Consider the following 26,422-nt stretch of genomic DNA (forward strand, 5'->3'; position numbering starts at 1 on the left):
CTATGGTGGAAGCCCAGAGACTGATGCCGACGAGGGCTCTCCGCGGCCCGGGACCATGGTCCCGTCCGCACCGGGTCCGCCCGGCATCTCCCCCTGATCTCGCCACAGGAGGCCCCCAAAGTGCCCAGTGCACCAGCTGGCACGCTCTACCGCGGCCGTGAAGGCATGTGGTCGTGGGTCGCGCACCGCGTGACCGGCGTGCTCATCTTCTTCTTCCTCCTCGTCCACGTGCTCGACACGGCACTGGTACGAGTCTCGCCCGAGGCGTACAACGCCGTCATCGGCACCTACCAGACGCCGATCATGGGGCTGGGCGAGGCGGGCCTCGTGGCCGCGATCGTCTTCCACGCGTTCAACGGCATCCGGATCATCCTCGTCGACTTCTGGGCCAAGGGACCGCGCTACCAGCGCACGATGCTGTGGATCGTCGTCGGCCTGTTCGTCGTGACGATGGCGGGCTTCCTCCCGCGCCACCTGATGAACGTCTTCGGAGGGGGGCACTGATGGCCGCCGCACCCACGGTGGAGGTCGCCTCGCCGCGCGACCCGTACCGGCGCAGGAAGTCGACGCGCAGCAATTACGAGCTGTACAGCTGGATCTTCATGCGCGCCTCGGGCGTCGTGCTGATCGTCCTCATCTTCGGCCACCTCTTCGTCAACCTCATGGTCGGCGAGGGCGTGCACGCGATCGACTTCGGCTTCGTCGCCGGCAAGTGGGCGTCGCCGTTCTGGCAGGTCTGGGACCTGCTCATGCTGTGGCTCGCGATGTTCCACGGCACGAACGGCGTCCGCACGATCATCAACGACTACGCGGAGCGCGACGGCACCCGGCTCGTGCTCAAGCTCGCGCTGTACCTCGCGTTCACGATCGTCACGGTGCTCGGCACCCTCGTGATCTTCACCTTCGAGCCGTGCCCCGCGAACGCGCCGGCCGAGCTGCTCGCCTCGTTCTGCTTCGACTGACGCCCGCAGGACGCCACGCCCCCACCCCCGCCGTCCGCGGCACCACAGCTCTCTCCCAGGAGGCATCGGAACCGATGCAAACCCATCAGTACGACGTCGTCATCGTCGGCGCCGGCGGCGCCGGGATGCGCGCGGCGCTGGAGTCGTCCGGCAAGGTCCGCACGGCCGTCATCTCCAAGCTCTACCCGACGCGCTCCCACACGGGTGCGGCGCAGGGCGGCATGTGCGCCGCGCTCGCCAACGTCGAGGAGGACAACTGGGAGTGGCACACGTTCGACACGGTCAAGGGCGGCGACTACCTCGTCGACCAGGACGCCGCGGAGATCATGGCCAAGGAGGCCATCGACGCGGTCCTCGACCTCGAGCGCATGGGCCTGCCGTTCAACCGCACGCCCGAGGGCCGCATCGACCAGCGCCGCTTCGGCGGGCACACGCGCAACCACGGCGAGGCCGCCGTCCGCCGCTCGTGCTACGCCGCGGACCGCACCGGGCACATGATCCTCCAGACGCTCTACCAGCAGTGCGTCAAGCAGGACGTCGAGTTCTTCAACGAGTTCTACGTGCTCGACCTCATCACGGACCACGACCTCGCCGCCGGGGAGATCCCCGACGACGAGACCGTCACCGCGACCGGGGTCGTCGCCTACGACCTCGCGACCGGCGAGATCCACGTCTTCCAGGCGAAGGCGATCATCTTCGCCACGGGCGGCGCCGGCAAGATCTTCAAGACGACGTCCAACGCCCACACGCTCACGGGCGACGGCATGGCGCTGGCGTACCGGCGGGGCCTGCCGCTCGAGGACATGGAGTTCTTCCAGTTCCACCCGACGGGTCTCGCGGGCCTCGGCATCCTCCTCTCCGAGGCCGCGCGCGGCGAGGGCGGCATCCTGCGCAACTCCGACGGCGAGCGCTTCATGGAGCGCTACGCGCCGACGATCAAGGACCTCGCGCCGCGCGACATCGTCGCCCGCTCGATGGCGAACGAGGTCCGGGAGGGCCGCGGCGCCGGGCCGAACAAGGACTACGTCCTGCTCGACCTCACGCACCTCGAGCCCGCCCACATCGACGCGAAGCTCCCCGACATCACCGAGTTCGCCCGGACGTACCTCGGCATCGAGCCGTACACCGAGCCCGTCCCGGTCTACCCGACCGCGCACTACGCGATGGGCGGCATCCCGACCAACGTCGACGCGGAGGTGCTGCGCGACAGCAGCCACGTCGTCAAGGGTCTCTACGCCGCGGGCGAGGTCGCGTGCGTGAGCGTCCACGGCTCGAACCGCCTCGGCACCAACTCGCTGCTCGACATCAACGTGTTCGGCAAGCGCGCCGGGCGCACCGCCGCCGCCTACGCGGCGACCGCCCAGTACTCCGAGCTGCCCGAGAACCCGGCCGCTGCCGTGATCGCCCAGCTCGAGGAGATGCGCAACCGGCCCGACGGCGAGCGCGTCGCCGACGTCCGCAAGGCGCTCCAGGAGACGATGGACGCGAACGCCCAGGTGTTCCGCACGGGCGACTCGCTCAACGAGGCGCTGTCCGACATCCGCGAGCTGCAGAAGCGGTACCGCAACGTCTCCGTGCAGGACAAGGGCCGGATGTTCAACACCGACCTGCTCGAGGCCATCGAGCTCGGCTTCCTCCTCGACATCGCAGAGGTCACCGTCGTCGCGGCCATCAACCGCAAGGAGTCCCGCGGCGGCCACTACCGCGAGGACTACCCGAACCGGGACGACGCGAACTACATGCTGCACACGATGGCGTACCGCCGTCCGACGTCGGCCTCCGACGTCGCGGACGGGCATGTCACCGGCTACTTCGACCACGTCGAGTCGTTCGACGGGTACAAGGTCGCCCTGGGCTCCAAGCCCGTCACCCAGACCCGGTACGAGCCCATGGAGCGGAAGTACTGATGACTGCCACCCTCGAGAGCCCGTCGGCTCCTGCACCCGAGGCGAAGGCCGGAGAGATCCCCTCGTTCGAGGTCACGCTCCGGATCCGCCGCTTCTCGCCCGAGTCCGCGCACGGCGACGACGCGTACTGGGACGAGTTCACCGTCCTCGCGCACGGCACCGACCGCGTGCTCGACGCGCTCCACAAGATCAAGTGGGAGCACGACGGCTCGCTCACGTTCCGCCGCTCGTGCGCGCACGGCGTGTGCGGCTCGGACGCGATGCGCATCAACGGCCGCAACCGCCTGGCCTGCAAGACGCTGCTCAAGGACGTCAACCCCGACAAGCCCATCACGGTCGAACCCATCAAGGGCCTGCCCGTGGTCAAGGACCTCGTCGTGGACATGGAGCCGTTCTTCGCGTCCTACCGCGAGATCATGCCGTTCCTCATCACGTCGGGGAACGAGCCGAGCAAGGAGCGCCTGCAATCCGCCGAGCAGCGCGAGCGCTTCGACGACACCACGAAGTGCATCCTGTGCGCTGCGTGCACGTCGTCGTGCCCCGTGTTCTGGACCGACGGGCAGTACTTCGGCCCGGCCGCGATCGTCAACGCGCACCGGTTCATCTTCGACAGCCGCGACGAGGGCGCCACGCAGCGCCTCGAGATCCTCAACGACAAGGAGGGCGTGTGGCGCTGCCGCACGACCTTCAACTGCACCGAGGCGTGCCCGCGCGGCATCGAGGTCACGAAGGCGATCCAGGAGGTCAAGCGCGCGATGATCACGCGCGCCTTCTGACGCACGCTCCACTCGGCGCGTCGTCACCCTGGGACGGGGTGGGGGTGCTGCTGCCCGGTCGTGGCAGCAGCACCCCCACCCCTTCGTCGTCCCAGCGTCGTGCGGTGAGCGGCCTCGCGGCGGCACGGCCTGGCGTCGCTCACGGTCGAGCGTGCGACGAGACCCGCCGCCCGCGTAGCTGCTCAGGTGCCGCGGGCGAGGCGGCCCTTGCGGACGCCGCGGACGACAGGGCTCCAGGGCTTGCCCCTGCCGTGGCCCGCACGGACCTGCTCCTCCGGTCCGACCTCGCCGTCCACTCGGACGTGGCGGCCCGGGTTCGTCCGCGCGCCGTCGACCACGGGGAGCTCGGGGCGGCCGTCCCGGGCGTGCCGCGGACCGCCCGGCTCCGGCTCGGGCTCGCGCGGCGGGTCGGCCATCCAGGCGCAGACCGCCAGGAGGATGCGCGCCATGAAGTTCACGAGCAGCAGCAGGGTCACCAGCACGGCGAACGACGCGAGCAGGGCGTTGCGGCTCGCGCTGCCCGCGACGAACGACGACCCGAGGTAGCGCAGGCCCCCGAAGGCGGTGGCGGCGGTGAGAGACCCGACGACGAGGTCCCGGCGCCGCACGTCCACGCCCGCGAGCAGGACGACCACGAGCACGACGACGACCGCGTCGATCAGCACGCTGACGAGCAGGCCCGAGAACGCGACGAGGACCGCGGCACCACCCGACAGGCCGAGAGCGGCCATCACATGGTTGCCCAGCGTCGTGACCGCGACGCCCGCTGCGGCCGACACGAGGATCATGATCGCGAGGAGGACGAAGCCGAGGAACGCGCGCACGCGGGCTAGCACCGGGCTCTGGCCCACGTCGCTCACGCCGAACATCGTGCGCACCGCACCGCGCAGGTGGTACATGAACGAGACGGCGGAGAAGAGCAGGACGACTCCTGCGATGGCGCTCGTCACGCTCAGCCCGGAGTCGAGCAGCAGGTCATCGGGCTGGATCACACCGCTCGACCCGTCGACGGCGATGAGGCCCGGCACGAGGTCGTTGATCCACGCGAAGACGGCGTCCATGAGCTCCTGGCGCCCGCCCAGGACCTGCACGAAGATCGTGTACCCGATCGTGAGCGCCGCGAAGAGCGAGAACAGCGCGGAGTACGCGATGCCGCCGCACAGCAGGGCGCCGCGGGAGTAGAGGTAGCGGTACGTCGCGCGGCCGGGCCGGCTGTCCTTCCACCACTCCTCGACCGCCGCCGCACGGGCCGTGACACGCCGGAGCGTCGTCGGCCCAGGGCGGTCCTGCGTGGTCACGCCCTGAGACTACGAGGGGTCCGCGGGGTGGGCATCCCCGGTCAGGTGGAAGAGCTGCCGAGGCCTCCACACGGCGTCGTCGCCGTGCTCGTAGAGGTGGAACCCGTCCACCGCGAACTGCGCCTCGTAGGCCGCCATCTCGTCGAACGCGCGGTCGAGGGCCAGGTCGTCCACCTCGTGCGCCACGGTGACGTGCGGGTGGTAGTTGAAGCGCAGCTCCTGCTCGAGAGGTCCGCTGCGCACGACGCTCTCCAGGTGCTCGCACTCGGCGATGCCCTCGACCACCTGGATGAACACGACCGGTGACACGGGGCGGAAGGTCGCGCTCCCCCGCAGGTGGATCCGGAACGGCGCCGCTCCGCCCGCGACGCGAGCGAGGTGCTCGGCGACCCCGTCGAGCTGTTCCGGGTCGAGCACGGTCGGCCCGAGCAGCGTGATGTGCGGCGGGATCAGCGCGGCGAGAGGATCCCCGAACCGCGCCCGTGCCGCCTGGAGCTCGGGCCCGAACGGCGCGGGAACCTCGATCGCGATACCGACCCGCACCTGCGAGGGCCCGCGTTCCGGGAGGTTCACGCCGTCGTCCCCCCGGCGGGGAGGAGGCCGACCCGGTCGTAGACCCGCGCGAGCGTCCCGGCGGCGATCTCACGGGCCTTCTGCGCGCCGCGCGCGAGGACCGCGTCGAGCTCGGCCGGGTCCGCGAGATACGTGTTCGCCCGCTCCTGGAACGGCGTGAGGAACTCGACGACGACGTCGGCCAGGTCCACCTTGAGGTGCCCGTAGCCGCGGCCGTCGTACTCGGCAGCGATCGCCTCGACGTCGCGGCCGGTGAGCGCCGAGAAGATCGTGAGGAGGTTCGACACGCCCGGCTTGGCGACCGGGTCGTAGCGGATCTCGTTCTCCGAGTCCGTCGCGGCCGAGCGGATGCGCTTCGCGGCGACCTTCGGGTCCTCGAGCAGCCAGATGACGCCCTTGCCGTTCGACGAGGACTTGCTCATCTTCGCAGTCGGCTCCTGCAGGTCGTAGATCTTCGCGACCGACCGCACGATGTGCGGCTCCGGGACCACCGCGGTGCCGTCGCCGAAGCGCGCGTTGAGCCGCTCCGCGAGGTTGCGGGCGAGCTCGAGGTGCTGGCGCTGGTCCTCGCCGACGGGGACGAGCGCGGCGTCGTAGAGCAGGATGTCCGCGGCCATGAGCACGGGGTACGTGAAGAGGCCCACGGTCGTGCCCTCGGCACCCTGCTTCGCGGACTTGTCCTTGAACTGCGTCATCCGGCCGGCCTCGCCGAATCCGGTCTGGCACGAGAGCACCCACGACAGCTCCGCGTGCTGCGGGACGTGCGACTGGACGAACAGCGCGGAGCGGTCCGGGTCGACGCCGCCGGCGAGGTACTGGGCCGCCGTGCGCCGCGTGCGCTCACGCAGACTCGCCGGGTCCGGGTTCACCGTGAGGGCGTGGAGGTCGACGACGCAGTACAGCGCGTCGTAGGAGTCCTGCAGCGCGACCCACTGCGTCAGCGCGCCGATGTAGTTGCCGAGCTGCAGCGAGTCCTCGGTGGGCTGCATCCCGGACAGGATGCGGGGAGCGGTCCCCGGCGGCTTCGTGCCGCTCTGCGACGACGCGGTTGCCGTTCCGGTCTCGGTCACCTCGATGGACATTCGCCCATTCTGACAGGTCGACGGGCGCCGACCGAATCGCGTCCGCGGTGTCGGCACACGGCACGAGCCGGGTGCGACGGGTGCCGTCAGGTCGCCTCGTCGTCGAACGGTGCGGGCCCGACCGGTGTCGTCGGGGCAGGCGCAGGCGGCGGCTGGACGCGCGTCGGTGCGGGCTCGTCGTCGAGCAGCGCCTCGCGCACGATGCGGCGCGGGTCGTACTGGCGCGGGTCCAGCTTCGACCAGTCGACGTCACCGATCTCCTCGCCGATCTCGGCGTCGACCCGCGCCTTGGCGTCCCGCACGTAGCCGCGCGCAGAGCGCACGAACCCGCCGAGCTGCTCGGCGTACCGGGGCAGCCGTTCGGGACCGATGATGATCACCGCGACGACGAGGAGCACGACGAACTCGGCTCCGTTGATCCCGAACACGGCGTCAGACTACTCGCTCGTCGCCTCGTCGAGGACGACACGCACGTCGCGCTCCTGCCCGTCGGTCCGCACGCGCAGCGTGACCGCGTCCCCCGGTGCCTTCGCGCGGATCGCGACGATGAGCTCGTCGGACTCCGTGACGGGGCGCCCGTCGATCGACAGGATGACGTCGCCGGGGCGGATCCCCGCGGCGTCGGCGGGACCCTCGGGGGTCACGGCCTGCTGCCCCTGCTGCTCGTCGGTCGAGACCTGGACTCCCTCGCCCTGGTACCGCTGGTCGAGCAGCACGCCGATGACCGGGTAGGTCGCGACGCCGTCGCCGATGAGCTGTTCCGCCGTCCGTCGCGCCTGGTTGGAGGGGATCGCGAAACCCAGGCCGATGCTTCCCGTCGCCGCCATGGCACCCGGCGGCTGCGCGATGGCGGAGTTGATCCCGACGACCTCGCCCTGCCCGTTGACGAGCGGCCCCCCGGAGTTGCCCGGGTTGATCGCCGCGTCCGTCTGGATGGCGTTGATGAACGCCGTCTGCGCCGCCTCCCCGGCCTGCACGGGCCGGTTGAGCGCGCTGACGATGCCCGTCGTGACGGTGCCGTTGAGCCCGAGGGGCGCCCCGACGGCGACCACCGGGTCCCCGACGGCCACGCCGTCGGAGTCGCCCAGCGCGAGCGGGGTCAGGCCGGAGTCCTCGACCTTGACGACCGCGAGGTCGTAGTCGACCGTCCGGCCGACGAGCTCGGCCGGGCTCTCGTGGCCGTCGGCGAAGAGCACGACGACCTCGCCGCCGTCGGACGCGCCGGCCACGACGTGGTTGTTCGTGAGGATGTAGCCGTCCTCCGTGAGCACGAACCCGGAACCCGTCGCGACACCGTCCCCGCCCCGCACCTGGAGCGAGACGACGCTGGGCAGCACGGTCGCCGCGATGTCCGCCACGGAGCCGGGCGCCCGATCCACCTCCGCCTCGACGCTCGCCGCGGGCAGGGTGACCGCCGTCCGCTGCGACGGTCCGTCGAGGAGACGGTCGGCCGCCACCCCGCCGAGCGCTCCCGCGACGAGCGCGAGGACGACGAGGCTCACGACGCTGCCCGTGCCCAGCCGTCGGCGTCGTCCCGCGACGACGGGCGGCGCGACGAGCGTCGGGTCCACCGTCGGCCGACCGAGGTCGGGATAGCCGCCCACCGGCGAGGTCGCGGACGGCTCGCCGAACGAGCGCAACGGGTCCCACGGGTCCTGCGCCGAGGCACCGGTGCGTCCCGGAGCCGTCGTGCCGGTCGCGGCGGGGACGGTCGACCCGTTCGTCGCCGGCCCGCTCGCCGCAGGCTCACGGGTCCCCGGCTCACGGGTCCCCGGCGCGGAGGCGTCCGTCCGGGACGGGGGCGGCGGCACCGGGAGCGACGTCGGAGCGACGTGGGCGACGGACCGGTACGCCGACGGCGGCGCGAAGGGGTTGTGCGGTGCCTGCGGTGCCTGCGGTGCCTCGTCAGGGCGCTTCGGGGCGTCGCCGCCGGGCGAGGATGCAGCGGGATCGGTCATGAGGTGCCGAGCGCTCCTGTCATGGTCGTCCAGCCCCGGGAGATGCGCGCCGGGACCCCGGCATCGTAGTCGCGGTCGGGGAACGCCGCCACGAGATCGGCCAGCACCTCGTCCTCGGTGTCCGCGACGACGTCGACCACCGTGTCACCGGACTGCCACACCACGTGCCACGGTTCCTCGGACAGCACGTGCACGCGGCGACCGTCGACGTCCCAGGTGTCGAGACCGGCGAGCGCGGCCTCGTCGAGCAGACCGACCTGCTCACGGACGACGATCTCCCCCGTCGGGGTGGCGAGGTCGATCTCGAGGACCCGCCGGGCCGCGTCCTCCCGCACGGCGGCCACCGTGACGCCGTCGGGCAGCTCGGTGGGCCCGGCCCAACCCTGCGCCGCGAGCGACGCGAGACCCGTCTCGGCACCGCCGGCCACCGAGCCGGTCCCCGCCGCGGTGATGCGCGGGGCGGCCTGGGCCAGCACCGTCAGGGGGTCCGACCGGTGCAGCTCCGGGGTGACGACCGGGCTCTCGCCGAGCGCGAAGAGCCCGACGGCCACGACCCCGGCACCTCCGGCGACCACCATCGCGACCCGCCGACGGAGCAGCCCGCCGCGCAGCTCGCCGCTCCACGCCCCGGCCGGCAGGACGGGGCGCTGCGCCCACGGGTCGGCGGCCGTCGGCGCACGGCGCAGCGGGTCCTGGTCGCTCGGGGGGATCTGGGCCGAGAGCGCGAGGAGTCGCGCGGTGAGGTCGGGCGCCGGCTCGACGTGGGCGGCGGCGCTCAGTGCACGGCGTGCGTCCCGGGCCGCGGCGAGCTCGTCGGCGCACCGGCGGCACCCCGCGACGTGGCTGAGAGCGCGCTCGGACTCGGCCGGCGAGAGCTGGCCGTCGACGAGCGCGGAGAGCCGCGATCCCAGGTGGGACGTCACGCCACCTCCTGGGCGGTGCGCACGGACCGCTCGTCGGAGGAGGAGGCCGGTCGGTCGTGCGGGTCGCGGTGCGGCAGCGCCGCGCGCAGCTGCGCACGGGCGCGGTGGATCCGGGAGCGCACGGTCCCGAGCTTGATCCCGAGCGTGAGCGCGATCTCCTCGTAGGACAGCCCTTCGATGTCGCACAGCACGACGGCCGCGCGGTACTCGGGGCTCAGGCCGTCGAGCGCGCGCTGGACGTCGTGGTCGAGGTTCGCGTGCTCGAAGCCCCGCTCGGGCTGGGCGAGCTCCCCACGGGCCGGGTAGTGGGAGTCGTCGTCGCCCATGGCCTCCATGCGGATGCGCTGCTTGCGGCGGACCTGGTCGAGGAAGAGGTTCGTGGTGATCCGGTGGAGCCAGCCCTCGAACGTGCCCGGCGTGTAGCTCGACAACGAGCGGAACACGCGGACGAACGTCTCCTGGGTGAGGTCCTCGGCGTCGTGCCGGTTCCCGGTGAGGCGGTAGGCGAGCCGGAACACGCGGGCCGAGTGCTCGCGGACGATCTCGTCCCAGGAGGGCGGAACCCACGCGGCCGCGCCCTCCGGTCCGCTCGCCGGGGTCGTCGGTCGTCTGTCGCTCACACCGTCCATCGTCCCAGAAGAACGCCCGGTGCCCGGCCGGTGTTCCCGGTCCCCGACCGGACCCGCGCCGCACGTCCACGCCACGCGCACACGTGGGCGGACGGGCCCCGGCGCGCCGCCGGCACCGGACGGGGCGTCGTCCCGGGCGTCGTGGGCGATCGCGGGTACCATCCGAGACAGGGCGCGCTCCGTGCCCACCCGCACCCATCCCGCGCCCGTCGGGTGCGAGGGAAGTCAGGGCCCGAGCACGCGGAGGCTTCGATCAGCAACGACGTCGGCACCAACCGCAGCGCCAAGGCGGCCAGCTGGGTGTACAGCGAGGACTTCGTCCCCGAGGACGAGGTCCTCCTGCGCGCCCGCGACCGCGCCGCCGAGCTCGGCTGCCCGGCCATCCTGCCCGGCGCCGGCGCGGTCCTGCGCGTCCTCGCCGCGGCGCTCGGCGCACGCTCCGTGGTGGAGATCGGCACGGGCACGGGCGTCGCGTCGCTCTGGCTGCTGCGCGGCATGCCCGCGGACGGCGTCCTCACCACGATCGACGTCGAGGTCGAGCACCAGCGTGCGGCGAAGGAGGCCTTCGCCGAGGAAGGGCTGCCGCCGGCGCGCACCCGGACGATCCCCGGCCGGGCGAGCGACGTCCTGCCCCGCCTCACCGACGGCGCGTACGACCTCGTCCTCGTCGGGGCCGACAAGCACAGCTATCCCGAGTTCGTCGAGCAGGGTCTGCGGCTCCTGCGCCCGGGCGGGGTGCTGGCCGTGGACGGCGCACTCTCGCACGACCGCGTCGCCGACCCGGCGCGACGCGACGAGGTCACCACGATCGTGCGCGAGGTCGGGCGCTCGCTGCGCGCCGACGACCGCGTGCTCCCGGCGCTCCTGCCGAGCGGCGACGGCCTGCTGCTCGCCGTGCGCCGCTGAGGACCACCCGTCAGAGCCGGTCCAGCGCCGCCAGGAGCAGTCGCGCGCCGTAGCCCGTGGCGCCCTCGGTGACCTCGTGGCGGTCGGACGTCGCCCGGGCCGGTCCCGCGATGTCGAGGTGCGCCCACGGCACGTCCCCGACGAACTCGCGCAGGAACAGCGCGGCCGTGATCGACCCTCCCCCAGGGCTCTCGAGGGGGACGTGGCGCAGGTCCGCCACCTCGGACAGCAGGGCCTGCGTGTAGTCCTCCACCAGGGGCATGCGCCACACGCGCTCCCCGGTGACGACCGCGGCGTCCTCGATCGCCCCGGCGAGCGCGTCGTCGGTCGCGTAGAGCGCGCCGTGCCCCCGCCCGAGGCCGAGGCTCGCGGCACCGGTGAGCGTCGCGACGTCGACGAGCACGTCCGGCGCGAGCTCGGCGAGCGCGTAGCCGAGCGCGTCCGCGAGGACGAGACGCCCCTCGGCGTCCGTGTTCGCGACCTCGACCGTGCGCCCCGACCAGGTGCGCAGCACGTCACCGGGCCGGTACGAGGCCGCGCCGACGTGGTTCTCCGCGAGAGGGAGCACCGCCGTCACACGGTGCGCGGACCGCGTCTCCGCGGCGCCGATCACGACGGCGAGCGCCACCGCTGCGCCGGCCATGTCGGTCTTCATCGGCACCATCGCCTCGCGCGGCTTGATCGACAGGCCGCCGGTGTCGTACGTGATCCCCTTGCCGACGACCACGACGTGGCGGGGCGAGCCCGTGCCGTCCGCGACCGTTCCGTGGTCGCGCGGGTCGTAGGTGACCGTCACGAGCCGTGGCTCGCGCGCCGAGCCGGCGCCGACGGCGAGGATCGCCCCGAAGCCCTCGGTCGCGAGCTCGTCCGCTCCGCGGACGCGGACGTCCAGGCCGTGCTCCTCCGCGATCGAGCGGGCCTGCTCCGCGAGCCAGGCGGGGTCCTTCAGGTCCGAGGGCGTGTTCGCCAGGTCCCGGGCGAGCCAGGTGGCGCGCGCGGCCCGTCGGGCGGCCTCGATCGCCGGCTCCGGGTCGTGGCTCGACTCCGCGGTGAGGAGCACGAGCTGCTCGGCCGGCGTCTCGGCACCGCGTCGCCCGGTGGGCTCCTGCGCCGGGGTCCGCGCCGACGGCCGGACGGCTGCCGAGCCGGAGCGGCGCTGCTGCCGGTAGGCCGCGAGCAGGTAGCCCTCGACGAAAGCGCGCACCTCGTCCGGGTCCGCCTCGGACGTCACGGCGCTCACGACGCGTTCGAGCCCGCGGACCGAGCGGGCGAGCGCAGCGCCGGCCCGCCGCAGTGCGGCAGCGTCCCCGGACCCGACGCCCAGGAGGACGAGCCGCGTCGGCAGCCCGGCCCACGGCAGTCTCCCGGGCGACCCCACGTGGGCGCGCGGCAGGTCGACGCGCACGACGTCGCCGGGCCGCCCCTCGAACGAGGGACCGCCGGAGCGCTCGGCCAGCTCCGCGAGGTCGACGCCGTACCGCACCGCGGCGTCGACGGTACCGGCGCGGGGCTGGAGACCGTCCCCCGGCTCCCGGGCGGGAGCGACGGCGACGACGAGCGCCGCGACGTCGTCGTCCACCAGGAGCGGGGACTCGCGCACGGTCCCCCGGGCCGCCACCACGTCGGGCAGCGGGCGCGGGATGCCGGGCGCCCCCGTCACGGCGCGGTCACGAGCCGCCAATCAGCCCACCACGGCCTGGAGCGCGTCGCCGAGCTCGCTGGCCTCGGTCGCGTTGAGCTCCACGACGAGCCGCCCACCACCCTCGAGCGGGACGCGCATGACGATGCCTCGCCCTTCCTTGGTGACCTCCAGCGGGCCGTCACCCGTCCGCGGCTTCATCGCAGCCATTGGTGGCTCTCCATTTCCGTAGTCCCGGGTCCACCCCGCGTGCGCGGGGAGGGGCGCCCATCAGGGCCCGACCGACGCCCGGGCGTGCACCACCGCGCACCCCGGACGCGCGTCCGACCTCCGACGACGCCCGCAGCACAGTCTAGTTCACCCCGGCCCAGGTCCCGGGCGTCACGGCGGCCAGCCCGACGGCGGGACGAGCCGCCACAGCTCCCAGACCCACCACGCCTGACCGGCGACGAGCACGAGGCAGACCGCCGTGAGCCACGCGCGCGAGCGGGTCCAGCCGGCGGTGACCGCGCCGAGCGGGAACGCGAGGAGGAGGAAGCGCACGAGCGAGGTCCCCGGCTGGACCGTCGCGACGAGATAGGCGAGGTAGGCACCGGCCCACGCGTGCATCTCGGGGCCGAGCCGCGCCGCGACAGGGTTGAGCACCAGGGCGGCCACCACGACGAGCAGCAGTCCGAGGACCCACGGTCCGGTGCCGTCGAACAACCAGCGCGACACGTCGACCCACGGCACGAACGGGACGACGTCCGCGCCGCCGCGCCACGCCTCCTGCGTCCGGAAGTACCCCTGGTGCGTGCCCGTGACCAGGCCGCACACCCACGGCCACAGCAGCCCGCTGCCCAGGGCGACGGCGAGGAGGGCGCCGAGGCGCGCGACGTCGGGCCCCCGCAGGTCACCACGGCGCCACCTGACGAACGCGTGCCAGACCACCACCGCCGCCATGGGGAGCGCGACGGCGCGCGTGAGCCCGAGGAGCAGGATCACGAGCGCAGCCCACCCGTACCGGCGGCGCGCGACGAGCAGCAGGGAGGCTGCGACCAGCAGGAGGGCGAGCGACTCCGTGTAGGCGACCTGGAGCACCGGGCTCGACGGGAAGACGCTCACGAGCAGCACGGTCGCGAGCGGCAGGCCGGGCCGCCGCTCGACGGCCGCCGCGCCCGCCGTCGCGACGAGCCGGTGGATCACGACGACGGCCCCCGCCCCGCAGGCGAGCGCGAGCGTCGGCGCCAGGACGTCCCACCCGGCCCCGGTGACGGCGTCGAGGCCGCGCACGAGCGCCGGGAAGAGCGGGAAGAAGGCCCACGCGTTCTGCTCGACCGCGCCGTCCTCGCCCACGGGCAGGACGGCGGGGTAGCCCGACGCGTAGATCTGCTCGTACCAGCTCGCGTCCCACATCCGGCCCACGTAGGCCAGGTACGACGGCGCCGCGTCGGTCCAGAGGTTCTCCTCCTGCGCGCGGGAGACGACGACGAGGACCACCGCGCTCAGTGCGCGCGCGAGGGCGTACACGGCGAGGGCCTGGGCCCACCACGGCCACGTGCGCGGCTGCAGGGCGCGGCCGGCGGGGCGCGACGGCCGCACCGACCGGCCCGCGACCCCGGAGGGCTCGTCGGAGGCCACGGTCACACGAGCCCTCGCAGCGCCCTCGCGGGCGGGGCCTCGTCGCGCACGGCCGCGACGAGGTCGAGCACGCGGCGCGTCGCCGCGACGTCGTGCGCGCGGAACACCCGGGCGCCGAGCCACGCCGCGACGGCGGTCGCGGCGAGGGTCCCCTCGAGGCGCTCGTCGGGCGGCAGGTCGAGGGTCTCGCCGACGAAATCCTTGCGCGACAGCGCCATGAGGAGGGGGAACCCGAGCCCGGCGAGCACCTCGGTACGCCGCAGCAGGTGCAGCGAGTGCCACGTGTTCTTGCCGAAGTCGTGCGTGGGGTCGACGAGCACGGAGGCTCGCGGGACGCCGCACGCCACGGCCCGCTCGGCCGCTGCCCGCAGCGTCGCCACGACGTCCTGCACGACGCCGTCCCGGTCGTCGGTCGCGCCGGGCAGGGCCGGGTAGGCCACGCGGTACGGGTCGGTCCGCGGCGTCGCGCCGCCCGTGTGCGAGCACACGACCCCGATCCCGTGCGCGCCCGCGACCTCGACGAGGTGCGGGTCGTGACCGGCCCACGTGTCGTTGACGAGGTCGGCGCCCGCGAGCGCCGCCTCGTGGGCGACCTCGGCGCGCCACGTGTCGACGCTGACGAGCAGGTCCGGGAACTCCTCGCGCACCCGGGCGACGAACGGCACGACGCGCCGGATCTCCTCCGCGGTGGTCACCTCGGGCCCGACGCCGGCGCGCACCCCGCCCACGTCGAGGAGGTCCGCGCCCTCCTCGGCCGCGCGCGCGACGGCCGCGAGCGCGGCGTCGTCGTCGAGCTGGCGGGCCCCCGCCCAGAACGAGTCGTCGGTGCGGTTGACGATCGCCATCACCGCGGGGCGTCCGAGCTCACGCCCGCGCAGGACGAGCGTGGTGCCCCGCGGCGGGACCCCGAGCGGGGGCAGGTCCGCGCCCACGCCGGTCAGCCGGCGTCGGCGGCGCGCAGCTGTGCGGCCTCGAGCTCCGCGGCCGCCTCGAACTCCTCGGCGCGCAGCTGCGCGCCGCGCTCGCACACGTAGGCCACGGCCTCGGCGGGGTCGTCGCACACGTGGAGCAGGTCGACGTCCTGGGCGCTGATCATGCCGCGGTCGACGACGGCGGAGCGCGCCCACTCGAGCAGGCCGCCCCAGTAGTCCGAGCCGACCAGAGCGAGCGGGAACTCGGTGATCTTGTGCGTCTGGACGAGCGTCAGCGCCTCGAACAGCTCGTCGAACGTGCCGAACCCGCCCGGGAGCACGACGAAGCCCCGCGCGTACTTCACGAACATGGTCTTGCGCGCGAAGAAGTAGCGGAAGTTCACGCCGAGGTTCACGTAGGGGTTCATCCCTTGCTCGAACGGCAGCTCGATGCCGAGACCGACCGACGTGCCACCGGCCTCGTAGGCGCCCTTGTTCGCCGCCTCCATGATCCCCGGACCGCCGCCGGTGATGACGGCGAACCCCTCGGCGACCAGTCGCCGTCCGACGTCCTCGGCGAGGGCGTAGTCCGGGTGGTCCGGCCTGGTCCGTGCGGAGCCGAAGACGGAGACGGCCGGACCGAGCTCCGCGAGCGCGCCGAAGCCCTCGACGAACTCGCTCTGGATCCGCATCACGCGCCACGGGTCCGAGTGCACCCAGTCCGCGCTCTGGCTCGAGTCGAGCAGGCGCTGGTCCGTCGTCTGCTGCGGGATCTGGTCACCGCGCAGGAGGACCGGGCCCTTGCGGTACCCCGTGCCGCGCTGCGGCATGCCCTCGTCGGACCCGTCCTCACGCCTCGCGGCGCGTCCGTCCGTACCCGTGTCGTCGCTCATGCGACGAGCCTATGCCGCGTCGTCGCCCGTCAGCCATGCGCGCAACGCGTCACGGCACAGCGCGAGCTGCCCGACCGGGCACCGCTCGTCGTCCTTGTGGGCGAGCAGGGGGTCGCCAGGACCGAAGTTGACGGCCGGGACGCCGAGCTCGGCGAACCGCGCGACGTCGGTCCACCCGTACTTGGGACCGGGCGCCCCGCCGGTCACGGCGAGCACCTTCGCCGCGAAGTCGGCGGCGAGGGGGTCGTCGAGACCCGGACGTGCGCCCGGTGCCGCGTCGGTCACCGTGACCTCGAACCCGGTGAACAGGTCCACTACGTGGCGCGCGGCGTCGTCGACCGTGCGCGACGGCGCGAAGCGGTAGTTGACCGTCACGACGCACTCGTCCGGCACGACGTTCCCCGCGATGCCGCCACGGATGCCGACGGCGTTGAGGCCTTCGCGGTAGACGAGCCCGTCGACCTCGACCTCCGCCGGCACGTACGCGGCGAGCCGGTCGAGCACCTCGTGCGCGGCGTGGATCGCGTTGGAGCCCGTCCACGCGCGCGCCGAGTGCGCGGTCACGCCGGGGACGCGGACGTCGGCGCGCAGCGTGCCGTTGCAGCCGCCCTCCAGCCCCGCGGACGTGGGCTCGCCCAGGATCGCGAAGTCGCCCGCTACCAGGTCGGGACGGTTGCGGACGAGACGCCCGAGCCCGTTCAGCTCGGCCGCGACCTCCTCGTTGTCGTAGAAGATCCACGTGACGTCCTGCGTGGGATCCACGAGCTCGGCGGCGAGCGCGAGCTGCACCGCCACCCCACCCTTCATGTCGACCGTGCCTCGACCCCAGACCTCCGCGGCGTCGCCCTCGCCGACGAGACGCGTCGGCAGGTTCGGCGGAACGGTGAGAGGGACCGTGTCCAGGTGCCCGGCGATCACGACACGGCGCTCGCGCCCGAGAGCCGTGCGCGCCACGACCGTGTCCCCGTCCCGGGTCACCTCGAGGTGCGCGAACGCGCGCAGCGCGACCTCGACCGCGTCGGCGAGGGTCTGCTCGTCACCGCTCACCGACGGTGTGTCGCACACGGCGCGGAAGAGGGCGAGGAGGTCCCCGGTGAGGTCGAGCACGGGAGGCACGCCGGTCGCCCGGCTCGCCTCGTCGGAGGCCGTGGGAGAGGTCACCCCAGCACCCTACCGGCGGCGGATAGGCTGGTCCGCATGACTTCTGCGACCCCTGCGACCTCCCCGGCCGCGGCCGCCCCCGGAACGCGCGCGGCGTGGGGCCTCGGCCTCGCGACCGTCGCCGACGACGGCACCGTGCTCGACGTCTGGTACCCCTCGCCCGTGCTCGGCACGGCTCCCGAGGACGCGAGCGTGCCCGCGTCGGTGGAGGCGCTCGCAGAGCGGGACGAGGTCCGCCGCGTCGAGGTCGTCGTCGTGCGCACGTCGATCGACCTCGACGTCCCGCCCGCCGACACCGCCGACGCCTACCTGCGCCTGCACCTGCTGTCCCACCGCCTCGTCGAGCCGCACGGGCTCGCGCTCGACGGGATCTTCGGGGTCCTCGCCAACGTCGTCTGGACGAACCACGGGCCGTGCTCCACCACCGACTTCGAGGAGACGCGCCTGCGCCTGCGCGCGGCGGGCCTCTCCGTGACGGTCCTCGGCGTCGACAAGTTCCCCCGCATGGTCGACTACGTCGTCCCGTCCGGCGTGCGCATCGCCGACGCCGACCGCGTCCGGCTCGGCGCGCACCTCGCGCCGGGCACGACCGTCATGCACGAGGGCTTCGTCAACTTCAACGCCGGCACGCTCGGCACGTCGATGGTCGAGGGTCGCATCTCCGCGGGCGTCGTGGTGGGTGACGGGTCCGACGTCGGAGGCGGCGCGTCGATCATGGGCACGCTGTCCGGCGGCGGGCGCGAGGTGATCTCCGTCGGCCGCCGCTCGCTGCTCGGCGCGAACGCGGGGCTCGGCATCCCGCTCGGGGACGACTGCGTCGTCGAGTCCGGGCTGTACGTCACCGCGGGCACGAAGGTCACGGTCGTCGGGCGGACCGACGACACGGGCGCGCCGCTCGTGGTCAAGGCGCGCGAGCTCGCCGGCAGCTCCGGCCTGCTGTTCCGCCGTAACTCGCTCACAGGGGGCGTCGAGGCGGTGTCGCGCACCGGGACGGGCGTCGAGCTCAACGCGGCGCTGCACGCCAACTGATCCCTGCCCGACGGACCGACGAGCCGACGACGATGTCCCCGCCCCGCACCGCACGGAACCTGCCCCCGGCGCGGGCCGGGCGGCGTCGGCGCCCGCTGCGCGCCGCGGTCACGCTCCTCACGGTGACCGCGGTCGCGGTCGGCGGGGTCGTCGTCGCGCTCAACCGCCTCGACGACGACACGCCCGTCGCCGAGCGCTGCGCCGCCACCGCCGACGGCCGCACCTGGTACCTGTCGAACGTGCAGGCCGACAACGCCGCGCTCGTCACCGCGACGGCCCTGCGCCGCGGGTTCCCCGCGCGCGCCGGGACCATCGGGATCGCCACGGCGCTCCAGGAGTCGCGCCTCGTGAACATCGACTACGGAGACCGGGACTCGATCGGGCTCTTCCAGCAGCGCCCGTCGCAGGGCTGGGGCAGCGTCGAGCAGATCATGGACCCCGTCTACTCGACGAACGCCTTCTACGACGTCCTCGCGACGATCGAGGGCTACGAGGACATGGAGGTCACCGTCGCGGCCCAGGCCGTGCAGCGCTCCGGCTTCCCCGACGCGTACGCCCAGCACGAGCCCCGCTCGCGCGCGTGGGCGTCCGCCCTCACGGGCTTCTCCCCCGCGACCCTCACGTGCGACCTCGCCGCCGTCGCGGACAGCGAGGTCCCCGCGGCCGGCAGCGACCCCGCCGCCCTCCTCACCGACCGCGTCACCCGCGACCTCGGCCCCCTTCCCGTCTCCCCCGTGGACGGCGCGGCGGGAACCGTCGTCATCGACGCCACGTCCCTCCCGACGGCGGCCGGTGACGGCGGTCCGGAGCGCGCCGCCTGGGCCGTCGCCCAGTGGGCCGTCGCGTCGGCGGACGCGACCAACGTCGAGACCGTCGAGGTCGCCGACCGCCGCTGGACCCGCGCCGACCCCACCTGGACCACGGTCGCGCCCGACGACGCCGCACCGCCCACCCCGGGCACCGTCCGCCTCTCCGTCGCGACGCCCGACCCCGCCTGAGCTGCTGCGTGTGCTCGACCGTCGCGTCGGGCTGGTCGGCCGCGTCGGGCTGGGAGTCGGGACCGAGGGGTGCGCGCGCGGTCTACCATCCGCGCGCTCGTCCCTCGCGCGCTCCCGCCAGACCCACCACGACCGCGCGCGCACCCCTCGCTCCCTCCCGGGCCACCTCACCCCGGTACGCGGCCGGACGAGGACCCGCTGTCGAGAACACTGGGCGACCGAAACGCCTCCCGGGGACGAGGCGACGGACCGGCGGACGCGCGAACGTGCGGGACGAGGCGACGGACCGGCGGACGCGCGAACGTGCGGGACGGTGCGGTGACGCCGGACCGGCACCGGAGGGCGACCCCGCGGGAGCAGCGCTGAGACAGCCGCAGCGGGCGCGACCTGCCGGGGCGACGAGGCGACGACCGGAGGGGTGAGACACCGGACGGGTGACGCGCCGGACGGGCGACGAGGCGACGACCGGAGGGGTGAGACACCGGACGGGTGACGCGCCGGACGGGTGACGGACCGGACGATGCCGGACCGGGCGGTGCCGGACGATGCCGGACCGGGCGGTGCCGGACGATGACGGACGGTGCCGGACCGGACGAGGGAGGGGGTGGGGTGTGCGGCGCCGGTCGTGGTGGGTCTGGCGGGAGCAGGCGAGGGACGAGCCTGCGGATGGTAGACCGGCGCGGCACACCCCACCCCGTCCCGGACGCGACCACGACACCCGACACGACCCCGACCGAGCCACGACGCACGAACGCCGCGCCTCACCCGAGGGTGAGACGCGGCGCGGAGACCGTGGACCTCAGCGGTCGGCGACGGGGACGTAGTCCCGCTCGGTGGCGCCGACGTAGACCTGGCGCGGGCGGCCGATCTTCGTCTGGGGGTCCTTCATCATCTCGCGCCACTGCGCGATCCAGCCGGGCATGCGGCCGAGCGCGAAGAGCGGCGTGAACATGGCCGGCGAGAAGCCCATGGCCTTGTAGATGAGGCCGGTGTAGAAGTCGACGTTCGGGTAGAGCTTGCGCTCGACGAAGTAGTCGTCCTGGAGGGCGATCTCCTCGAGGCGCATCGCGATGTCGAGGAGCTGGTCCTTCTTGCCGAGGGTCGACAGCACGGCGTCGGCGGACTTCTTGACGATCGCGGCGCGCGGGTCGTAGTTCTTGTAGACGCGGTGCCCGAAGCCCATGAGCCGGACGCCGTCCTCCTTGTTCTTCACCTTCTTCATGAAGGTGTCGACGTCGTACTCCGCGCTGGCGATCTTGTCGAGCATCGACAGGACGGCCTCGTTGGCGCCGCCGTGCAGCGGGCCGGAGAGGGCGTTGACGCCCGCAGCGACGGACGCGTAGAGGTTGGCGTGCGACGAGCCGACGACGCGCACGGTCGACGTCGAGCAGTTCTGCTCGTGGTCGGCGTGGAGGATGAGCAGCTTGTCGAGCGCGTCGACGACGACCGGGTCGGCCTCGTACTGCTGGTAGGGCGTCGCGAACGTCATGCGCAGGAAGTCGTCGACGTAGCCGCGCGAGTAGTCCGGGTACAGCAGCGGCTCGCCGACGCGGCGGCGGTGCAGGTAGGACGTGATGGTGCGCGTCTTCGCGAGGAGCAGGACCGTGGCGAGCTCGACCGTCTCGTCGTCGAACGGGTCGAGGGACTCGGGGTAGAACGTCGACAGCGCGTTGATGGCGGAGGAGAGCACGGCCATCGGGTGGGCGTTCCGCGGGAACGTGCCCATGAAGGTGCGGAAGTCCTCGTGCACGAGGGTGTGCCGGTTGACGCGCTCGACGAACGCGTCGAGGGTCGGCGTGTCGGGCAGCTCGCCGTGGATGAGGAGGTACGCGACCTCGAGGAAGCTCGACTGCTCGGCGAGCTGCTCGATGGGGTAGCCGCGGTAGCGCAGGATGCCGGCGTCGCCGTCGATGTACGTGACGCTCGACTCGCACGACGCCGTGTTCATGAAGCCGGGGTCCACCGTGACGAGACCCGTGGACTTCAGCAAGGAGGACACGACGATGCCGTCGTTGCCCTCGGACGCCGCGACCACAGGGAGGTCCTGCGCCTGGTCGTCGACGAGGAGGCGGACCGTCGCCTGCTGTGTGGTGGTCATGGTTCCCTTCCTGCTGCTGCTCGCGCCGTTGCCGCGCGGTCGACCGTACCCCGCATCACCCGCACGTGACCAATCCTGAACCGTCACGAGATCCCCACCCGAGAGTGAGGCGGATCACACCAACGAGCGGGCTCCGGAGAGTCGCGCAGCAGCCTCGTGGACCCGTTCGTCGCTCGCCGTGAGGGCGACGCGGACGTGCCCGCCGCCTGCGTCGCCGTAGAACGACCCCGGTCCGACCAGTATGCCGAGGTCGGCGAGCGCGGACACGGTCTGCCAGCAGTCCACGGCCTCGTCCCCGCCGGACGCCGGGCGGGACCAGAGGTACAGGCCCGCCTCGGAGTGGTCGACGTCGAGCCCCGAGCCGCGCAGCGCAGCGAGCAGGACCTCCCGACGCCGCGCGTAGACCTCGCGCTGCGCCGCGACGTGGGCGTCGTCGGTCAGTGCCGCGACCATGGCCGCCTGCACCGGAGCGGGCACGATCATGCCCAGGTGCTTGCGCGTGGCGAGCAGGTCGGCGACGAGCCGGGCGTCGCCCGCCACGAACGCGGCGCGGTACCCGGCGACGTTCGACTGCTTGGACAGGGAGTACGTGACGAGCAGCCCGTCGTGGGACCCGCCGCTCACCGCGGGGTCGAGCAGGCTCGGGACGCCGTCGGTCGCGTACGGCTCGGCCCACGCGAGCTCGGCGTAGCACTCGTCGCTCGCCACGACCGCGCCGATCTCCCGGGCCGCGGCGACGACGCGTGCGAGGTGGGCTGCGTCGAGCACGCGCCCGGTGGGGTTGCTCGGGGAGTTGACCCACACGAGGCGGACGTCGCGACGCCCCGCCCACGCGCCGACGTCGTCGGTCGCGAGTGGCGTCGCGCCGGCGAGCCGCGCGCCGACGTCGTAGGTCGGGTAGGCCGTCTCGGGGTGCACGACGACGTCTCCCGGGCCGAGGCGCAGGAGCGACGGCAGGAGGCCGACGAGCTCCTTGCTGCCGACCGTGGGCAGGACCGCGTCCGGGTCGAGGTCGGCGACCCCGCGCCGGCGCGCGAACCACGCGGCCACGGCCTCGCGCAGCACGGGCGTGCCGTGCGTCGTCGGGTACCCGTGCGCGTCGGACGCCGCGGCGAGCGCGTCGCGCACGACCGTCGGCGTCGGGTCGACCGGCGTGCCGATCGACAGGTCGACGAGGCCGCGCGGGTGGGCCCTCGCCCGCTCGACGTAGGGGGCGAGCGTGTCCCAGGGGTAGGCGAGGCCGGTGAGGTCGGCGAAGCCCATGTCCCGCCGGCCGGTCAGGCCTGCGGCGGGAGGGCCGCGATCATCGGGTCGTCCTTCTCGACGAGACCCATCTTCGCGGCACCGCCGGGCGAGCCGAGGTCGTCGAAGAACTCGACGTTCGCGCGGTAGTAGTCGCTCCACTCGGTGGGGACGTCGTCCTCGTAGTAGATGGCCTCGACCGGGCAGACCGGCTCGCACGCACCGCAGTCGACGCACTCGTCCGGGTGGATGTACAGCGACCGCTTGCCCTCGTAGATGCAGTCCACGGGACATTCCTCGATGCACGCCTTGTCCTTGACGTCGACGCACGGCTGGGCGATCACGTATGTCACGACCGGGAACCTTTCTGGCGGCGTTCGGACCTGGCGCGGCGAGAGGTGCCGGGTCACGTGGGGGCACGTGCCCCCGGCGGCGACCGCGCGCGGTCACGGAGGGCAAGCACGTCTAGTATCGCTCAGGTCGGGCGGTGGTGAGCCACCGGGGACCAGCCAGTGGACGGACGTGACATGACCCACGAACAGGGCCGACCGGACGACGCGCCGGGCGCAGCGCCCTGGCGCACGTGGCCGGCAGGCACCCGGGTCGTCGTCCGCCGCCGCCTGGGTGCGGCGGAGGCAGCCGCGAGCGACAAGGCCCTGACGGACGTCATCGGCGTCGTGGTGGGCAGCGACGACGCGGCCCTCACGCTGCGCGAGGACGCCGGCGGCGGCCGGCCGCCCCACCGCGGCCACGGACCGGCCGATGCCGGCCCTCCCCTCGTCGTGGTCCCGCTCGACGAGATCGTGGCGGGGAAGGTCGTGCCGCCGCGTCCACCGCGGCGTCCGGCCTGAGCACGCGGGCGACGCGCGGGCCCGACGCCGACGCACCGGTGCGCCAGGATCCGTCGCCTCAGCGGACGACGACACCGCCGTCCTGCACGCCGACGGCCACGCGCCCCTGCGCCCCGAGCGCGGTGAGGCGGTCGCGCCAGTCCCCCGCCTCGTCGAGCACCACGTGCTCCGGCGTCGACGCCATGTCGTACTCCGCGAGGAGCGCGCGCACCGGGTCTGGGCGGTCGAAGAACTCCCCGACGGGCGCGTTCGACTCGAGCGCGCGCACGAGGAGCTCGAGGTCGCGCACCACCACCCGGAGCGCGGACGCGACCCAGGCCGCGTTCTCGGTCACCATCGCCTCGGTGCGACGCGGGTCCGTACGGCCCACGCGCGTCGCGTCCCGGAAGCTGCCGGCCGCCAGGCCGAGGGCGACGTCGCGCACGGGGGCGTCGGCGACGACGCCGAGCAGCTCCGTCGCGAGGACGTGCGGCACGTGGCTGATCAGGGCGGTCGACTCGTCGTGCACGTCGTCGGTCACGACGTGCACCGTGCCGCCCAGGGGGCCGGTGACGAGCCGCAGCACCGCCGCGAACGCGTCGGCGCGTGTCGTCGGGTCGACCGTCATCGCCCAGGACGCGCCGTCGAGCAGGTCGGGGTCCGACGCGTCGAACCCGGAGTGCTCCGTGCCCGCCATGGGATGCGCACCCACGTAGCGCGCCTCGAGGCCCGCTGCCCGGACCGCGTCGCGCACCGCGCCCTTGACGCTGCCCACGTCCGTGACAACCGTCGCGCCCCGCACGTGCCGCGCGATCTCCGTCGTCACGGCGCGCATCGCCCGCAGCGGAACCGCGAGGACGAGGACGTCCGGCTCCTGGTCGCACAGCTCCGCGACGTCGTCCACGACGCGCAAGCCCTCCGCACGAGCGGCCGCGCGCGTCGACGCCGTCGTGTCGAAGCCGGTGACCTCGATGCCGCGCGCGTGGAGGAGACGCGCGAGCGACCCGCCCACGAGCCCCAGGCCGGCGACCGCGACCGAACCCGGTCGTGTCGTGTCCTCGGGAGCCCGGCCGGTCACCACAGCAGCCCGCTCTCGACCGCTGCCGCCGACGAACCGGCACCGACGCTCCCGACCGGGACGTGCGCCGCGTCGACGTCGGCGTGGACGGACTCGTCCAGCTCGCCGCGCGCGGGCACGACGCCCAGCGTCTTGAGCGAGTCACCCGCGGCGAGCAGGTCCTCGAGGACAGCGCGCACGGGCGCGTCCCACGGTCCGCCGTCGACGGTGAGCACGAAGACGTAGGTCCCGGCCACCGCCTTGAGCGGGCGGGTGATGAGGCTGGACAGGTTCACGCCCCGGGCGCCGAACGACCGGGTGATCCGGGCGAGCACGCCCGGGCCGGTGACGACCGGCGTCACGGCGAGCATGGTCCGCCACGCGCCGTCGTGCCCCGCGCGCGTGCTCGCCAGCACGTCGCGCGCGGCGGAGCGCTGCGCGAGCACGAGGAAGCGCGTGCGGGCGCCGGCGAAGTCCTCGACGGCGCGCGCGTACGTGTCCAGTCCGTAGAGCTCTCCGCAGATGCTCGGGCCGAGCGCGACCTGGTGCTCCCCCGCGTCACGGCACGCCGCCGCGTTCGACGCCGCGGGCACCGCGCGCAGACCCTCGCGGACCACGAACTCCTGGCACTGGGCGAGCCCGTGCGGGTGCGCGCTCACCTCCGTCAGCGCGCCGTGGTCGGGGCGGACGAACGCGTCGAACGAGATGTCGAGCACGACCTCGTCCACCGCGACCACCGTGGCGCTGCCCACGATCGCGTCGAGCGACGGGACGACGTAGCCCTCGACCGTGTTCTCGATCGCGACGACGCCGCGCGCGTCGGCCCCGTCCGCCACCGCGGTGAAGACGTCGGCGACCGAACCGCGGGCGACGAGCGGCGCGTCGTCGGCGTGGTCACGTCCCCAGCCCGCGGCCGCCTGGTGCGTGAACGACCCCTGCGGCCCGAGGTAGCCGACGCCGCTCACGCCGGCCGCAGGTGGGGCAGATCGGGCTCTGCCGCCGGCGCGTCGGCCGGCCGCGACAGGGGTCCGACGGCCGACCAGCGCGGCGCCAGGGCGTCCGGCCCGGGGACGAACTCCTGACCCGGGAGCACGGCGAGGAGCCGGTGCGCGACGCCGCGGTCGTCGAAGTCCTCCAGGAGCCGGTCGAGGACGTCGGCGTCCGGGCAGGAGAACGCGGAGAAGAAGATGTGCGGCCCGGCCTGCGAGCGGTGGCTGCGCACGTGCTGCAGGTCGATCCCGGCGTCCGCGACGAGGCCGAGGGTCTGCTGCAACGACCCGCGGTGGTCGTCGCGCGGGCCGAAGGCGAGCCAGACCTGGGCCGCGCGCGCGGCGCGCGGCGCCGACTCGCGCGACTCGAGCAGTCCGTACCAGACGGGCGCGCCCTGGGACAGCGCCTCGCTCCCGGGAAGCTCGCCGAACCCGAGCGGCGCGAGCGCCGACGTGGCGACGGAGCGCTCGACGACGAGCGTGCCGTCGGACCCTGCCAGGGCGACCCGCTCCTCGAGCGACGTGCGCGTCGGGACGAGCCGAGGGCTCATGCCCATCGTCCGCAGCACGTGGCGCCGGTCGCGCATCCCCGCCTCGTCGACCACGACCGGCCCCGAGGCGTCCTGCGCGCTCGCCGACCGGCCGACCCACACCCACTGGGCGGGCACGGCCACCGCCGCCGAGAGGACGAGAGAGGGCGGCGCCGCGAGCAGGGCGCGCTCGAGCTCGTGCGACGGCTGCGCAGGGTGCCCGAGGTGCACGACCGCGGACAGCCCGTCGATGCTCGCGACGGTCGACAGGGTCGCGGTCGTCGAGCCGAGGTCGAGCAGCGCGTCGGGCTCCGAGCGCCCGCTGTCGTCGCCGTCCGCACCCCAGCCCGCCGCCGTCGCGGCGAGCAGCGCCTGCGGTCCCGACTCCCGTTCGCTGCGTCCGAGCATGCG

At 73.8% G+C, this 26,422-nt stretch carries 27 protein-coding genes; 8 read left to right on the forward strand and 19 right to left on the reverse strand.

Features of this window, described 5'->3' with window-relative positions:
- The first annotated feature begins 120 nt into the window (after positions 1-120).
- From sdhC to ACZCLJ_RS06525, 4 genes are all read left to right on the forward strand, one after another.
- Entirely contained in the window at positions 121-504 is a 384-nt protein-coding gene (gene sdhC / locus ACZCLJ_RS06510) for a succinate dehydrogenase, cytochrome b556 subunit (protein WP_081772373.1), read from the forward strand.
- Positions 504-962: a succinate dehydrogenase hydrophobic membrane anchor subunit gene (locus tag ACZCLJ_RS06515; protein WP_251153261.1), complete on the forward strand. Its 459-nt coding sequence runs from the start codon at positions 504-506 to the stop codon at positions 960-962. Before sdhC ends, ACZCLJ_RS06515 begins: the two co-directional genes overlap by 1 nt.
- A 74-nt stretch (positions 963-1,036) precedes the next feature.
- The gene (sdhA, locus tag ACZCLJ_RS06520) at positions 1,037-2,869 is read left to right on the forward strand and encodes a succinate dehydrogenase flavoprotein subunit (protein ID WP_251153260.1); all 1,833 of its coding nucleotides are present in this window, start codon (positions 1,037-1,039) and stop codon (positions 2,867-2,869) included.
- Positions 2,869-3,645 carry a succinate dehydrogenase iron-sulfur subunit gene (locus ACZCLJ_RS06525; RefSeq protein ID WP_251153259.1) on the forward strand — a complete coding sequence of 259 codons (777 nt, stop codon included), beginning with the start codon at positions 2,869-2,871 and terminating at the stop codon, positions 3,643-3,645. Before sdhA ends, ACZCLJ_RS06525 begins: the two co-directional genes overlap by 1 nt.
- A 182-nt stretch (positions 3,646-3,827) precedes the next feature.
- Here the strand turns inward: ACZCLJ_RS06525 and ACZCLJ_RS06530 are convergent, their stop codons facing one another.
- The 7 genes from ACZCLJ_RS06530 to sigE form a co-directional block, all read right to left on the reverse strand.
- Entirely contained in the window at positions 3,828-4,943 is a 1,116-nt protein-coding gene (locus ACZCLJ_RS06530) for a YihY/virulence factor BrkB family protein (RefSeq protein ID WP_463105858.1), read from the reverse strand.
- 9 nt (positions 4,944-4,952) lie between these two features.
- Positions 4,953-5,516 carry a 2'-5' RNA ligase family protein gene (locus tag ACZCLJ_RS06535; RefSeq protein ID WP_251153257.1) on the reverse strand — a complete coding sequence of 188 codons (564 nt, stop codon included), beginning with the start codon at positions 5,514-5,516 and terminating at the stop codon, positions 4,953-4,955.
- Complete coding sequence (trpS, locus tag ACZCLJ_RS06540; RefSeq protein WP_285821153.1) at positions 5,513-6,598, reverse strand: tryptophan--tRNA ligase; 1,086 nt, start codon at positions 6,596-6,598, stop codon at positions 5,513-5,515. The genes ACZCLJ_RS06535 and trpS overlap by 4 nt, the downstream gene beginning before the upstream one ends.
- Before the next feature lie 86 nt (positions 6,599-6,684).
- Positions 6,685-7,026, reverse strand: a complete 342-nt coding sequence (locus ACZCLJ_RS06545; protein ID WP_463105859.1) for a twin-arginine translocase TatA/TatE family subunit — start codon at positions 7,024-7,026, stop codon at positions 6,685-6,687.
- Positions 7,027-7,035: 9 nt separating this feature from the next.
- Positions 7,036-8,556 (reverse strand): S1C family serine protease, encoded by a 1,521-nt coding sequence (locus ACZCLJ_RS06550; RefSeq protein WP_463105860.1) that lies wholly within the window; start codon positions 8,554-8,556, stop codon positions 7,036-7,038.
- A complete protein-coding gene (locus ACZCLJ_RS06555) occupies positions 8,553-9,479 on the reverse strand; it encodes a zf-HC2 domain-containing protein (RefSeq protein WP_463105861.1) in 927 nt (308 codons plus the stop codon). Before ACZCLJ_RS06555 ends, ACZCLJ_RS06550 begins: the two co-directional genes overlap by 4 nt.
- Positions 9,476-10,099, reverse strand: coding sequence for an RNA polymerase sigma factor SigE (gene sigE / locus ACZCLJ_RS06560; protein ID WP_463105862.1), 624 nt, complete (start codon positions 10,097-10,099; stop codon positions 9,476-9,478). Before sigE ends, ACZCLJ_RS06555 begins: the two co-directional genes overlap by 4 nt.
- 261 nt (positions 10,100-10,360) lie before the next feature.
- Between sigE and ACZCLJ_RS06565 the strand changes: the two genes are divergently transcribed.
- On the forward strand, positions 10,361-11,014 hold the full coding sequence (locus ACZCLJ_RS06565; protein WP_251153360.1) for an O-methyltransferase: 654 nt from the start codon (positions 10,361-10,363) through the stop codon (positions 11,012-11,014).
- A 10-nt stretch (positions 11,015-11,024) separates the two neighbouring features.
- On the opposite strand, the gene ACZCLJ_RS06570 is transcribed toward ACZCLJ_RS06565, so the two are convergent.
- From ACZCLJ_RS06570 to dapE, 6 genes are all read right to left on the reverse strand, one after another.
- Positions 11,025-12,695: a leucyl aminopeptidase family protein gene (locus ACZCLJ_RS06570; RefSeq protein ID WP_463105863.1), complete on the reverse strand. Its 1,671-nt coding sequence runs from the start codon at positions 12,693-12,695 to the stop codon at positions 11,025-11,027.
- A complete protein-coding gene (locus ACZCLJ_RS06575) occupies positions 12,696-12,863 on the reverse strand; it encodes a DUF3117 domain-containing protein (protein ID WP_069387794.1) in 168 nt (55 codons plus the stop codon). It lies immediately after the preceding gene.
- 171 nt (positions 12,864-13,034) lie between these two features.
- A complete protein-coding gene (locus ACZCLJ_RS06580; protein ID WP_463105864.1) occupies positions 13,035-14,273 on the reverse strand; it encodes a hypothetical protein in 1,239 nt (412 codons plus the stop codon).
- Between the two features lie 2 nt (positions 14,274-14,275).
- Positions 14,276-15,214 (reverse strand): dihydropteroate synthase, encoded by a 939-nt coding sequence (gene folP / locus ACZCLJ_RS06585; RefSeq protein WP_463106367.1) that lies wholly within the window; start codon positions 15,212-15,214, stop codon positions 14,276-14,278.
- On the reverse strand, positions 15,211-16,077 hold the full coding sequence (locus tag ACZCLJ_RS06590) for an LOG family protein (RefSeq protein ID WP_463105865.1): 867 nt from the start codon (positions 16,075-16,077) through the stop codon (positions 15,211-15,213). The genes folP and ACZCLJ_RS06590 overlap by 4 nt, the downstream gene beginning before the upstream one ends.
- A 9-nt stretch (positions 16,078-16,086) precedes the next feature.
- Positions 16,087-17,238 carry a succinyl-diaminopimelate desuccinylase gene (gene dapE, locus ACZCLJ_RS06595; RefSeq protein ID WP_463105866.1) on the reverse strand — a complete coding sequence of 384 codons (1,152 nt, stop codon included), beginning with the start codon at positions 17,236-17,238 and terminating at the stop codon, positions 16,087-16,089.
- A gap of 36 nt (positions 17,239-17,274) precedes the next feature.
- On the opposite strand from dapE, the gene dapD reads away from it, so the two are divergent.
- Both dapD and ACZCLJ_RS06605 read left to right on the forward strand, forming a co-directional pair.
- Positions 17,275-18,267, forward strand: a complete 993-nt coding sequence (dapD, locus tag ACZCLJ_RS06600; RefSeq protein WP_463105867.1) for a 2,3,4,5-tetrahydropyridine-2,6-dicarboxylate N-succinyltransferase — start codon at positions 17,275-17,277, stop codon at positions 18,265-18,267.
- A gap of 32 nt (positions 18,268-18,299) precedes the next feature.
- The gene (locus tag ACZCLJ_RS06605) at positions 18,300-19,265 is read left to right on the forward strand and encodes a hypothetical protein (protein WP_463105868.1); all 966 of its coding nucleotides are present in this window, start codon (positions 18,300-18,302) and stop codon (positions 19,263-19,265) included.
- Between the two features lie 799 nt (positions 19,266-20,064).
- Here ACZCLJ_RS06605 and ACZCLJ_RS06610 read toward each other — a convergent pair.
- From ACZCLJ_RS06610 to fdxA, 3 genes are all read right to left on the reverse strand, one after another.
- On the reverse strand, positions 20,065-21,363 hold the full coding sequence (locus ACZCLJ_RS06610) for a citrate synthase (protein ID WP_251153247.1): 1,299 nt from the start codon (positions 21,361-21,363) through the stop codon (positions 20,065-20,067).
- Positions 21,364-21,477: 114 nt separating this feature from the next.
- Complete coding sequence (gene dapC, locus ACZCLJ_RS06615) at positions 21,478-22,626, reverse strand: succinyldiaminopimelate transaminase (protein WP_463105869.1); 1,149 nt, start codon at positions 22,624-22,626, stop codon at positions 21,478-21,480.
- Positions 22,627-22,640: 14 nt separating this feature from the next.
- Positions 22,641-22,958 (reverse strand): ferredoxin, encoded by a 318-nt coding sequence (gene fdxA / locus ACZCLJ_RS06620; RefSeq protein ID WP_251153245.1) that lies wholly within the window; start codon positions 22,956-22,958, stop codon positions 22,641-22,643.
- A 174-nt stretch (positions 22,959-23,132) separates the two neighbouring features.
- On the opposite strand from fdxA, the gene ACZCLJ_RS06625 reads away from it, so the two are divergent.
- Complete coding sequence (locus tag ACZCLJ_RS06625; RefSeq protein ID WP_463105870.1) at positions 23,133-23,456, forward strand: hypothetical protein; 324 nt, start codon at positions 23,133-23,135, stop codon at positions 23,454-23,456.
- 58 nt (positions 23,457-23,514) lie between these two features.
- On the opposite strand, the gene ACZCLJ_RS06630 is transcribed toward ACZCLJ_RS06625, so the two are convergent.
- Genes ACZCLJ_RS06630 through ACZCLJ_RS06640 form a run of 3 tightly spaced genes read right to left on the reverse strand, consistent with a single transcriptional unit; the run spans position 23,515 to position 26,419 of the window.
- The gene (locus tag ACZCLJ_RS06630; RefSeq protein WP_463105871.1) at positions 23,515-24,513 is read right to left on the reverse strand and encodes a prephenate dehydrogenase; all 999 of its coding nucleotides are present in this window, start codon (positions 24,511-24,513) and stop codon (positions 23,515-23,517) included.
- Positions 24,510-25,457 carry a prephenate dehydratase gene (locus tag ACZCLJ_RS06635; RefSeq protein ID WP_463105872.1) on the reverse strand — a complete coding sequence of 316 codons (948 nt, stop codon included), beginning with the start codon at positions 25,455-25,457 and terminating at the stop codon, positions 24,510-24,512. Before ACZCLJ_RS06635 ends, ACZCLJ_RS06630 begins: the two co-directional genes overlap by 4 nt.
- A complete protein-coding gene (locus tag ACZCLJ_RS06640) occupies positions 25,454-26,419 on the reverse strand; it encodes a hypothetical protein (RefSeq protein WP_463105873.1) in 966 nt (321 codons plus the stop codon). The genes ACZCLJ_RS06635 and ACZCLJ_RS06640 overlap by 4 nt, the downstream gene beginning before the upstream one ends.
- Positions 26,420-26,422 lie beyond the last annotated feature (3 nt).

The organism is Cellulosimicrobium sp. So1_17 (assembly GCF_055181235.1).

What these genes read in the sequence shown, in the direction of transcription:
- ACZCLJ_RS06515 (WP_251153261.1), top strand. Translation starts at nt 504, where the DNA reads ATGGCCGCCGCACCCACGGTGGAGGTCGCCTCGCCGCGCGACCCGTAC.
- sdhA (WP_251153260.1), top strand. Translation starts at nt 1,037, where the DNA reads ATGCAAACCCATCAGTACGACGTCGTCATCGTCGGCGCCGGCGGCGCC.
- ACZCLJ_RS06525 (WP_251153259.1), top strand. Translation starts at nt 2,869, where the DNA reads ATGACTGCCACCCTCGAGAGCCCGTCGGCTCCTGCACCCGAGGCGAAG.
- trpS (WP_285821153.1), bottom strand. Translation starts at nt 6,598, where the DNA reads ATGTCCATCGAGGTGACCGAGACCGGAACGGCAACCGCGTCGTCGCAG.
- ACZCLJ_RS06550 (WP_463105860.1), bottom strand. Translation starts at nt 8,556, where the DNA reads ATGACCGATCCCGCTGCATCCTCGCCCGGCGGCGACGCCCCGAAGCGC.
- ACZCLJ_RS06575 (WP_069387794.1), bottom strand. Translation starts at nt 12,863, where the DNA reads ATGGCTGCGATGAAGCCGCGGACGGGTGACGGCCCGCTGGAGGTCACC.
- ACZCLJ_RS06590 (WP_463105865.1), bottom strand. Translation starts at nt 16,077, where the DNA reads ATGAGCGACGACACGGGTACGGACGGACGCGCCGCGAGGCGTGAGGAC.
- dapD (WP_463105867.1), top strand. Translation starts at nt 17,275, where the DNA reads ATGACTTCTGCGACCCCTGCGACCTCCCCGGCCGCGGCCGCCCCCGGA.
- ACZCLJ_RS06605 (WP_463105868.1), top strand. Translation starts at nt 18,300, where the DNA reads ATGTCCCCGCCCCGCACCGCACGGAACCTGCCCCCGGCGCGGGCCGGG.
- ACZCLJ_RS06610 (WP_251153247.1), bottom strand. Translation starts at nt 21,363, where the DNA reads ATGACCACCACACAGCAGGCGACGGTCCGCCTCCTCGTCGACGACCAG.
- dapC (WP_463105869.1), bottom strand. Translation starts at nt 22,626, where the DNA reads ATGGGCTTCGCCGACCTCACCGGCCTCGCCTACCCCTGGGACACGCTC.
- ACZCLJ_RS06625 (WP_463105870.1), top strand. Translation starts at nt 23,133, where the DNA reads ATGACCCACGAACAGGGCCGACCGGACGACGCGCCGGGCGCAGCGCCC.
- ACZCLJ_RS06640 (WP_463105873.1), bottom strand. Translation starts at nt 26,419, where the DNA reads ATGCTCGGACGCAGCGAACGGGAGTCGGGACCGCAGGCGCTGCTCGCC.